Raw genomic sequence first — 8,030 nt, 5'->3', positions numbered from 1 at the left:
CGATTAGGCAGAGGCAAAGCCCCCGTGCTAGCGCCGTCGCTCATCTCCATCACCCGGACGACATTCCAGGGGATACCCAACCTCACATCGCCCGGCGAAAACGGTGTCGAGCCACCGTACTCCAAGACGCTGGCGCGAGTTTTGTTGATGCACGCTGCAATGGATGGCCACCCGGGCCGCGAACCTCCCAAGTACCCCCCATCAACCCCTCTCCCCACCTCACCCGTGCGCCGTAGCAACACTGCCCTCAATGCTTTTCACCAACCCGTCCTGGAGCAACCCAGTCGTTGCCACACTGATCTCGCCCGGATTGATCAACGCCAGCGTGACCGTGCCAAATCGAGTCGCAGCGGACAGGGCGTGAAGTTCACGGTTCTGCCCGAGCTGGGACCGCAGGAAGGCAGGCGCCCCGGGGATGCGGGACCGGCTGGAGGCATTCAGCGCCAGCATCGCGGTCAAAATCAAGTCGTTGGTCTCCGGATTTCCCCAGAGGAGATCCCCGTAGTCATCCATGAGAATGATCTGCTCCGCCCGAGTCAGACGCGCGGCCCAGTGGGTGTAGCCTTCCAGCCGCTCCGCCATGGTGCCGTCTTCCGGCAGGTGCAGAACGGGAGGATTGTCGGAATCCGAGATGGAAGCCACGGCCTGAGCCAGAGAGGGGAAATCAGGGGCCAGGCGAGGCTGAGCTTCGGCCGCGGCCCACACCGGTGCGGCAGGTGGCTCCTCCGCCACGGGCACGGGCATCGGGGGAACTTCAGGGGCAGGGGGGAGCAGTCCAGCCGCCTGGGCCCGGTCTCGGATGGCCTTGAGGCGATCGCGAATATGGGCGACTTCCGGGCGCTGACTGTCATCCGTGACCGTGCCGACCGGCTCGTCGGCCGGGGTGATGACGGAGACATGCATCTGCGGTGCCGCGACCACGGGTGTTGGCAGGGCTGTTGCAGTTGCAGGAGCAGGGGCCGGTTGGGACTCCAGAGGCGCAGCCACGGGAGCCGGGTTCGCGGCAGGGAGGACCACTGCAGCGGCAGCCGGTGATTTAGCCACCAGCGCCGTCGCAGGCAGCGGACCGCCTTCCAAAAGGCTGGCGATCACGGCCTCATTCACATCAGGGAATGCAGGTCCGGAAACCGCCTCCGCCTTGGGTTCAGGGAAAGCACCCTGCAACAGGCTTGTCAGGGCGCGGAGTTCGTCTTCGTCAATCCAGGAGACTTGCATGGCTTTCTACTTGGTCTTTGGATTGCTGCAGGCCGATTCGTTCTTCCAACTCGGCGGCGAGCTGGTCAAAGAGCAGCGCTGAAGGGGGTGGGTTCTTGCGGAGGAGAGAAAGGGGGAGTCCGAGGGCACTGGCCTCAAGGAAAAGAGGGTCACGCGGGATCGCCTGGCTGAACAGAAGCTGAGCAGGCAGCATCTGCCGCAGTTCTTTTGCCACCTTCGCGCTGGCGGGGTGGGACTCCATCAGCATCGTCAGGAGCAGACCGGCAAAGCGGACGGGAGCGCCCTCCGCACGGAAGCGGGCCAAGGTCTCCAGCAGGAGCGGAACACTGCGGATGGCCAGAGGCTCCGCCTGTTGAGGGATCACCACCCAATCTGAGACCCGCACGGCCACCTCACTCAGGCCAGTAAGCCCGGCGGCGGTGTCCAGGATGACACAATCGTAGCCGATGAGTTCTGCCTGTTTGAGCAAGTCACGGAGCCGCTGCTCCGAGCCTGCCAGATCATGACGGCGGAGGAACTCGTCGGGCTGGCCGCAGGGCAGGATGCTGAATTCCGGCAGACGCGTGGGCAGGATGAAGGTGCGGATTTCGCCACCTTTTACCAAATAGTCGTAAAACCCCTTTTTCTTGCGGGTGCTCTTGCTGAGCGACAGACCGATACCCCCCTGGGGATCGGTATCCACGAGCAGAATATTCCATCCACGCCGGGCGAGAGCATGGCCCAAATTGATGCAGATGGTGGTTTTTCCCACTCCTCCTTTTTGACTGGCTGTGGCGAGGGCGATCACGGTGGCAGAGTAGCGGGGATTCGGGGCTTTGCAGGGAAAAGTAGCTGCCCTTGGAAATTGTTCGCAGGCGGAGGGCCGTCACGGCAAAAAACTTTACTCAAATCTGCAAACTCCCTAATCTTAGAAGATGTTTTCCAAGAAAATTGATTCTGCTTCATCAAACATGATTGCCCGATATCGACTTCACCTCCCCGTATTCGCCGCTGCCAGCCTCCTCACGCTTCAACTGGCCCACGCGGATATCATCACCATGAAATCTGGTGAACGTTATCAAGGCCCGCTGATCACGGAAGACGCCTCAACGGTGACGATTGAGTACAATCTGACGCCGAAGATCAAGGACAAGAAAGTGCTCAACAAGGCGGACATCAAAGATCACGTGCGCCAGAGCGCGGCCATGATCGAGATGGAAGAGCGCGCCCTGGCCAAGATCCTGCCGACGCCGGATCTGCTGAGCGCTGCCGAATATGAGTCCATCATCCAGGACCGACTTAGGACCTTCACCGCCAAACATCCCGGCACGCCGGAAGCCGCTGAAGTGGAGAAGATCATCGTCACTCTGGGCGAGGAAAAAGCTCGCGTGCAGAAGGGCGAGGTGAAGGTGGAAGGGCGCTGGCTGGACTCTGAGACCGCCAAGCGGGACTCCTATAATATCGAGGCGTTCCGTCTGCGTCAGCAGATGAACAACGCCGCGGCTGAAAACGTGGACAGCCGCTATCTCACTTCCCTGCGTGCGTTTGACTCCCTGCGCACCCAGTACCCGGCCTCGCTCCAGTATGTGGCCGCCATTCCTGAGGCTCTGGACATTCTGGACAAGTATGAAAAGCAGGTCTCTGGTCTGATCGTCGAACAGCCGATCATCAGCAAGCGACGTGACGATGGTCTCAAGCTGCTCAGCGGCACTGACCAGCAGCTCAGCAAGAGCGCCATTGAGCAGGAAAAGGCCAACTTCAAGACGCTCGCAGACGCCCAGCTCAAGAACAAGACCAAGTGGCGCGACACCTACAAGTATGACCTGAAGTCCCTCCAGGACACCACGGCAACCATCATCAAGGAACGTGCCGATCTCAAGGCACTGAACTTGGCTGCAGTCCAGGCTGAGAACGAGGTGCTCACCGCCGCCATCCGCTATATCGCCGATGGCAACGCCACGGAGGCTCAAAATACGCTCGCCCGTATCGCCAAGGGCCAGGTGTACAACAAGCTGGCTTTCGCCGCGGTGGACAAGCAGGTTAAAGCGGCTGTGCTCGATGCTCAAAAAGTTGCCAAAGCCAAGACCAGCGGCGCTGTGGCAGCGGCTCCTGAAGACGACAAGGAAAAGGAAAAAGCCACGGATGGCGCAGCAGGCAATCCGATGGAAGAGGCCATGAAGAAGAAACAGGAAGAGCTGGCCAAGAAGAAGAAGGAGGCTGAGAAGAAGAGAGAAGAGGCAGCCAAGCCCGCTGCTTCCGCCGAAGCCGCCCCCTCCGCCCAAGCACCGGAATCCTTGATGGAAAAGCTGGGCCCCTACATCCCGATCGTCGGTGGTGGCGTGCTCGTCGTGCTCCTCGCCGTGATCTTCCTCGGCAAGAAGAAGAAGGTGGATTAAACGGCATCGCGCGGTTCCTGCCTCATCGCGGGAACCCCATCTGCTTCAAGCCCGCTGTGCCGAGTCCGGCCAGCGGGCTTTTTGCTGCCCAGTTGCCCAAGGGTGCTGAGGGGTTGACTCCTGCGCCCGGGTGGCGGTAATTGGGAGTCCATTTCATGAGCGCATCACGCACCTCCCAGCAACATCGCAAGACTGCCGAAACCGACATCCGGCTGACCCTCAACGTGGACGGGTCCGGGACTTCCAGCATCAAGACTGGCATTCCCTTTCTGGATCACATGCTGACGTTGTTCGCCAAACACGGCCTGTTTGACCTGACGGTGGACGCGGTGGGAGACATCGAGGTGGACTTTCACCACACGGTGGAAGACACCGGCATCGTGCTGGGGAATGCTTTCCGGGAAGCCTTGGGCGACAAGAAAGGCATCACCCGCTACGGCTGGTGCCTGCTGCCCATGGATGAGACCCTGGCTCAGGTGGCCACCGATCTGAGCGGCCGTCCGTTTCTGGTATTCCGTGCTCCCGAGCGTGTCGACACCATCGGCATCGGCTTCCATTTCCAGTTGGTAGAGGAGTTCATGCGCGGCTTCTCCAGCGCCCTGCTTTCCAATCTGCACATGGAAATCCAGTACGGCAAGGACGCCCACCACATGGCCGAGGCGCTCTTCAAGGGTCTGGCCCGTGCGATGGATCAGGCCACGCGTCACGATCCGCGTGTCACAGGCGTACCTTCTACGAAAGAGATGCTCTAAAGCAGAGCCTTCCTTCGTTTCGCAGCTCTCAATCAGTTCTCGTCCCCAATCAGCACCTTCCTTGAAACTCGGCATCCTTGACTACGGCGGTGGCAATCTGCGCAGTGTGATCAACGCGTTCAAAGCCATCGACCAGCACGCCAGCCTCATCACTCAGCCAGATCAGTTCGACTCTCTGGACCTGCTGGTTTTTCCCGGCCAGGGTGCCTTTGGCGATTCCGTGCGCCAGCTCAAGGAAGCGGGTCTGTGGCAGCCGTTGAAGGAATGGCTGGCCCAGGATCGCCCGTACCTGGGCATCTGCCTCGGTTACCAGTTGCTGTTTGAGCGTGGCGAGGAGAATCCTGACGTCGAAGGCCTCGCCAAGTACCAGGGCACCGTGCCCCGCTTTCCCTCCCTGCCCGGCGTCAAAGTGCCGCACATGGGCTGGAACACCGCGCGCTTCGCGGACTCTGCCCATCCTGCCTGGAAGGGCCTCGGCAACGAGGACGTGTTCTACTTTGTGCACTCCTATTACCCGCAGCCCGCAGATCCGAATCTGGCAGGTTGTTTCACCGATTACGCAGGCGAGTTTGCCAGCGGCATCGTGACCGACCGCGTCATCGCCGTGCAGTTCCACCCGGAAAAGAGCCAGCGCGCGGGATTGACGTTGTTGAAGAACTCCGTCGAGCATCTGGCGAAGCAGGCGTAGTCGGGCGGGGCGAGTTAAGGGAATTCTGAGAAGCCGATGCGCCCCCGAGGAGCGGCGGTTTGTGCTTGCACAACCGCCGAAGGCTGCCGGAGCGACGGTCATTCCAAGCAAGAAAGCCGCGGTAAGACCACACAAGGTGGTGAGTATTGGGCGACCAACCGCTACGCTTACCCACGGCGGTTGTGCAAGCACAAACCGCCGCTCCTTGGATCCATCGTCGTCTATACCTCGAACGTACGCCCGCTCTACCCAACCACACTCAACCGGCTCACCGACACCTTGCCGCCAAAGCACACGTTCACATCTGAACCCTCAGGCGCAGGGCGATCGGCATACCGGGCCGTGTAGCGCAGATCCCACTCGCCGGCATTTCCCTCGGTGCCGTCATAGGTCACCAGCATGGGCGGGCGGGCAGGGGAGGTGATCACCCGCGGAGGCAGGGCCTCCTCACCGGGCGACAGGTGGGGAAAGTTCACGTTCCAGAACGCGCCGTCAGCCAGATCCTGGCCCAGCATCCACTCAATCAGCTGGGTGGTCCAGCGCGCAGTCCGCTCCCAGTCCAACGCAATGCCCTTGACCAGATAGTGCGAAAACGCGGCCGAACGGAGCCCGTGATACGCCGCCTCTCGCGCCCCGGCGACCGTGCCGGAGATGACCAGATCCTGCCCCATGTTCCCGCCGGCATTCACCCCGGAGAGCACAAAGTCCGGTTTGATCCCCAGGCCGAATACGGCTGCCCGCACGCAATCGGCGGGAGTGCCGCTCACGGCATAGGCGTGCTCTGCCTTCTGGCGGACTTTCAGGACCTCTGTGGTGGTCACGCGATGACCACACTGGGAGTACTCGCGATCTGGGGCGGCAATCGTGTAGGTAGCCCCGGGAATTGCTGAAACTGCGGCGGCCAGAGCGGCCAGTCCGGGGGCTTCAATGCCATCGTCGTTGGTAAGGAGGAAGTGCAAGTCCACCCATGCTCCGGGGAGCAGGAAAAATCAAGTCTTCCCCCCGTCGCCCTGCCTACAGGCACTCTTTCTTCCGCAGAGCGTCGATCAGCAGTTCAAAACGGCGGGCCAGCGAGATCTCGGCGAGAAGCTTCTGCTGCAGCTTGGGGCAGCGGGTGAAATGGTAGCTCAAGACATCGCACACGAGCTCCGGATTGTCGTTCTCTCCAAGGGTTTCACAGAGCTGGGAGGCACTCTCGTCTTTACCTACTTTGAAGAGCTGAAGGGCCTTTTCTTTCAGGGCCGTCACCTGGTCGATGTCCTCGATGCTGGTCTCCACAGTATCGACGGCGGCGATACGAAACGGTCGCTCCTGGACCCATTTCTTGAGCTTGATGCGTCGGACACCCAGGAGCAGCAGGTGCGAGGTGCCGTCATCCTGCTGGACGCAGGCCCGGACCAGGCCAGCCGTCGTGTGGGGATTGATCTGGTCGCTGTCGCCCTCGTCGTTGCGATTGCCGATGCAAAACATGCGATGCGACTGCAGCGCGTGGGTCAGCATGGAGCGGTAGCGCTCTTCAAAGATGTACAACGGAAGAAGGCAGCCCGGAAAAAGGTGACAGTCAGAGAGCACCATCACAGGCAGTTCTCCGGGGATAGTCAGGCTGGCTTCTTGATTGATGTCCATTCCCACTTCTATACGCCACTCAGCAAGGGGGTGGACGACCCGGCTTGCCGTTTCCCGCCTCCTGCAAAGCGCGGACCTTGCAGGAGGTTGGCGCATTTGGCTAGCTGAAAAGTGCCTGAATGGGGCGTCCGCCGTCGGTAATGGGCACCGGGCGGGAGGCGTCGAAGAGCTCCTTGGACGGGTCCACGCCCATGGCGGCGTGCACCGTGGCGTGGAAGTCCGGGATGCTGACGGGGTTCTCCAGGACGTTCTTGGAGAGATCGTCCGTCACTCCATAGGCACCGCAGTGCTTGAGCCCGCCGCCGGCGAGGATCAGGGAGAAGGCCGTGCCCTGGTGACCGCGACCGCCTTTGCCGTCGTAGGCGGCGGGGCGGCCGAACTCGGTGCCGATGACGATGAGCGTCTTGTCCAGGAGGCGCTTCTCCTCCAGATCCACAATCAGGGCGGACAGGGCGGTGTCCAGCTCCTGGATCAGGACGTGCTGCTGCTGCTGCCCCTCGTTGTGAGTGTCCCAGCCCGTGCCGTTGATGAAGTTCAGGTTGTGGGAGACCTCAATGAAGCGCACCCCAGACTGCACGAGGCGGCGGGAGAGCAGGCAGCGCTGGCCAAACTCACCACCATAGGACTGGCGCAGAGTGGAGGATTCCTCACCGAGATTGAAGTTGCGCATGAACTCCGGTCCAGCCAGACGCAGGGCCTCGCGTTGGGCCGTCTCGTAGTCGCCCATCACCGAGTGGTCGCTGGTGCGCTTCTGGAGGGGTTCGAGGAGTTTCTCCCGGGCGCTCATGCGGTCGGAGGTGACAAAGTCCGGACGGGTGAACCCGGCAGGGCCGGTGGCCGTGTCCGTCAGGTAAACGTAGCCGTCCTTGGCTCCGAGGAAGCCCGGGCCGCGGCTCACGTTGGGGTAGCCGATGAGCATGTAGGCTGGCACCTTGGGATCGGCCGCACCACGCTCATGGGCGATGATGGAACCGATCGAAGGATAGGTCACGTTCCCGCTGATCATGCGGCCGGTGTGGACGATGTTCGTGGCAAACGCGTGTTCGTCGATGACCTTGTGGTTCACGGTACGCACCGCGGTGATGCGGTCCATCAGGGGCGCCGTCTTCTTCAGGTGCTCGCACACCTTCACGCCCGACACGGCGGTGTCGATGGAGGCATACTCCGCACCGGCCAGCTTCGGCGTGGCCTTGGAGTTGCCCAGCGCCTTGGGGTCAAAGGTGTCGATCTGCGACATGCCGCCGCCCAGCCAGATGAAGATGCAGTGCTCGGCCTTGCCCTTGGGCATCACGGCCTGGGGGCTGGCATAGGCCGCGAGGGGTGCCAGCGCGGCGGTCTTGAGGAAGGATCTGCGGTTCATGGTACGAGGAAATC

The 8,030-nt window shown here is 61.5% G+C and carries 8 protein-coding genes; 3 read left to right on the top strand and 5 right to left on the bottom strand.

Translation table 11 applies throughout. The annotated features are described in order from the left end of the window. Window positions 1-219: 219 nt before the first annotated feature. Both BV106_RS23895 and BV106_RS23890 read right to left on the bottom strand, forming a co-directional pair. Window positions 220-1,215, bottom strand: coding sequence for a hypothetical protein (locus BV106_RS23895; RefSeq protein ID WP_038169001.1), 996 nt, complete (start codon window positions 1,213-1,215; stop codon window positions 220-222). Next, on the bottom strand, window positions 1,196-2,002 hold the full coding sequence (locus BV106_RS23890) for a ParA family protein (protein WP_051946252.1): 807 nt from the start codon (window positions 2,000-2,002) through the stop codon (window positions 1,196-1,198). Before BV106_RS23890 ends, BV106_RS23895 begins: the two co-directional genes overlap by 20 nt. A 163-nt stretch (window positions 2,003-2,165) precedes the next feature. Between BV106_RS23890 and BV106_RS23885 the strand changes: the two genes are divergently transcribed. The 3 genes from BV106_RS23885 (at window position 2,166) to hisH (ending at window position 5,030) form a co-directional block, all read left to right on the top strand. Further along, window positions 2,166-3,590 (top strand): PTPDL family protein, encoded by a 1,425-nt coding sequence (locus BV106_RS23885; RefSeq protein ID WP_265596025.1) that lies wholly within the window; start codon window positions 2,166-2,168, stop codon window positions 3,588-3,590. A gap of 155 nt (window positions 3,591-3,745) precedes the next feature. After that, the gene (gene hisB, locus BV106_RS23880; RefSeq protein ID WP_038168999.1) at window positions 3,746-4,342 is read left to right on the top strand and encodes an imidazoleglycerol-phosphate dehydratase HisB; all 597 of its coding nucleotides are present in this window, start codon (window positions 3,746-3,748) and stop codon (window positions 4,340-4,342) included. A 61-nt stretch (window positions 4,343-4,403) separates the two neighbouring features. Then, a complete protein-coding gene (gene hisH, locus BV106_RS23875) occupies window positions 4,404-5,030 on the top strand; it encodes an imidazole glycerol phosphate synthase subunit HisH (protein ID WP_038168998.1) in 627 nt (208 codons plus the stop codon). Between the two features lie 245 nt (window positions 5,031-5,275). Here hisH and surE read toward each other — a convergent pair whose 3' ends face one another. The 3 genes from surE to BV106_RS23860 form a co-directional block, all read right to left on the bottom strand. Then, window positions 5,276-5,989, bottom strand: coding sequence for a 5'/3'-nucleotidase SurE (gene surE, locus BV106_RS23870; RefSeq protein ID WP_038169009.1), 714 nt, complete (start codon window positions 5,987-5,989; stop codon window positions 5,276-5,278). A 55-nt stretch (window positions 5,990-6,044) separates the two neighbouring features. Then, window positions 6,045-6,656 carry an LON peptidase substrate-binding domain-containing protein gene (locus tag BV106_RS23865; protein WP_038168997.1) on the bottom strand — a complete coding sequence of 204 codons (612 nt, stop codon included), beginning with the start codon at window positions 6,654-6,656 and terminating at the stop codon, window positions 6,045-6,047. 100 nt (window positions 6,657-6,756) lie between these two features. Next, window positions 6,757-8,016, bottom strand: a complete 1,260-nt coding sequence (locus tag BV106_RS23860) for a DUF1501 domain-containing protein (protein ID WP_038168996.1) — start codon at window positions 8,014-8,016, stop codon at window positions 6,757-6,759. Window positions 8,017-8,030 lie beyond the last annotated feature (14 nt).

The sequence above is a fragment of the Verrucomicrobium sp. BvORR106 genome, from assembly GCF_000739655.1.
Lineage (GTDB): Bacteria > Verrucomicrobiota > Verrucomicrobiia > Verrucomicrobiales > Verrucomicrobiaceae > Verrucomicrobium.
This window is presented reverse-complemented; position numbering and strand designations above follow the sequence as displayed.

Excerpts from the sequence above, each read along its gene's own strand:
- BV106_RS23895 (WP_038169001.1), bottom strand. The coding sequence starts at position 1,215 with ATGCAAGTCTCCTGGATTGACGAAGACGAACTCCGCGCCCTGACAAGC.
- BV106_RS23885 (WP_265596025.1), top strand. The coding sequence starts at position 2,166 with ATGATTGCCCGATATCGACTTCACCTCCCCGTATTCGCCGCTGCCAGC.
- hisB (WP_038168999.1), top strand. The coding sequence starts at position 3,746 with ATGAGCGCATCACGCACCTCCCAGCAACATCGCAAGACTGCCGAAACC.
- BV106_RS23865 (WP_038168997.1), bottom strand. The coding sequence starts at position 6,656 with ATGGACATCAATCAAGAAGCCAGCCTGACTATCCCCGGAGAACTGCCT.
- BV106_RS23860 (WP_038168996.1), bottom strand. The coding sequence starts at position 8,016 with ATGAACCGCAGATCCTTCCTCAAGACCGCCGCGCTGGCACCCCTCGCG.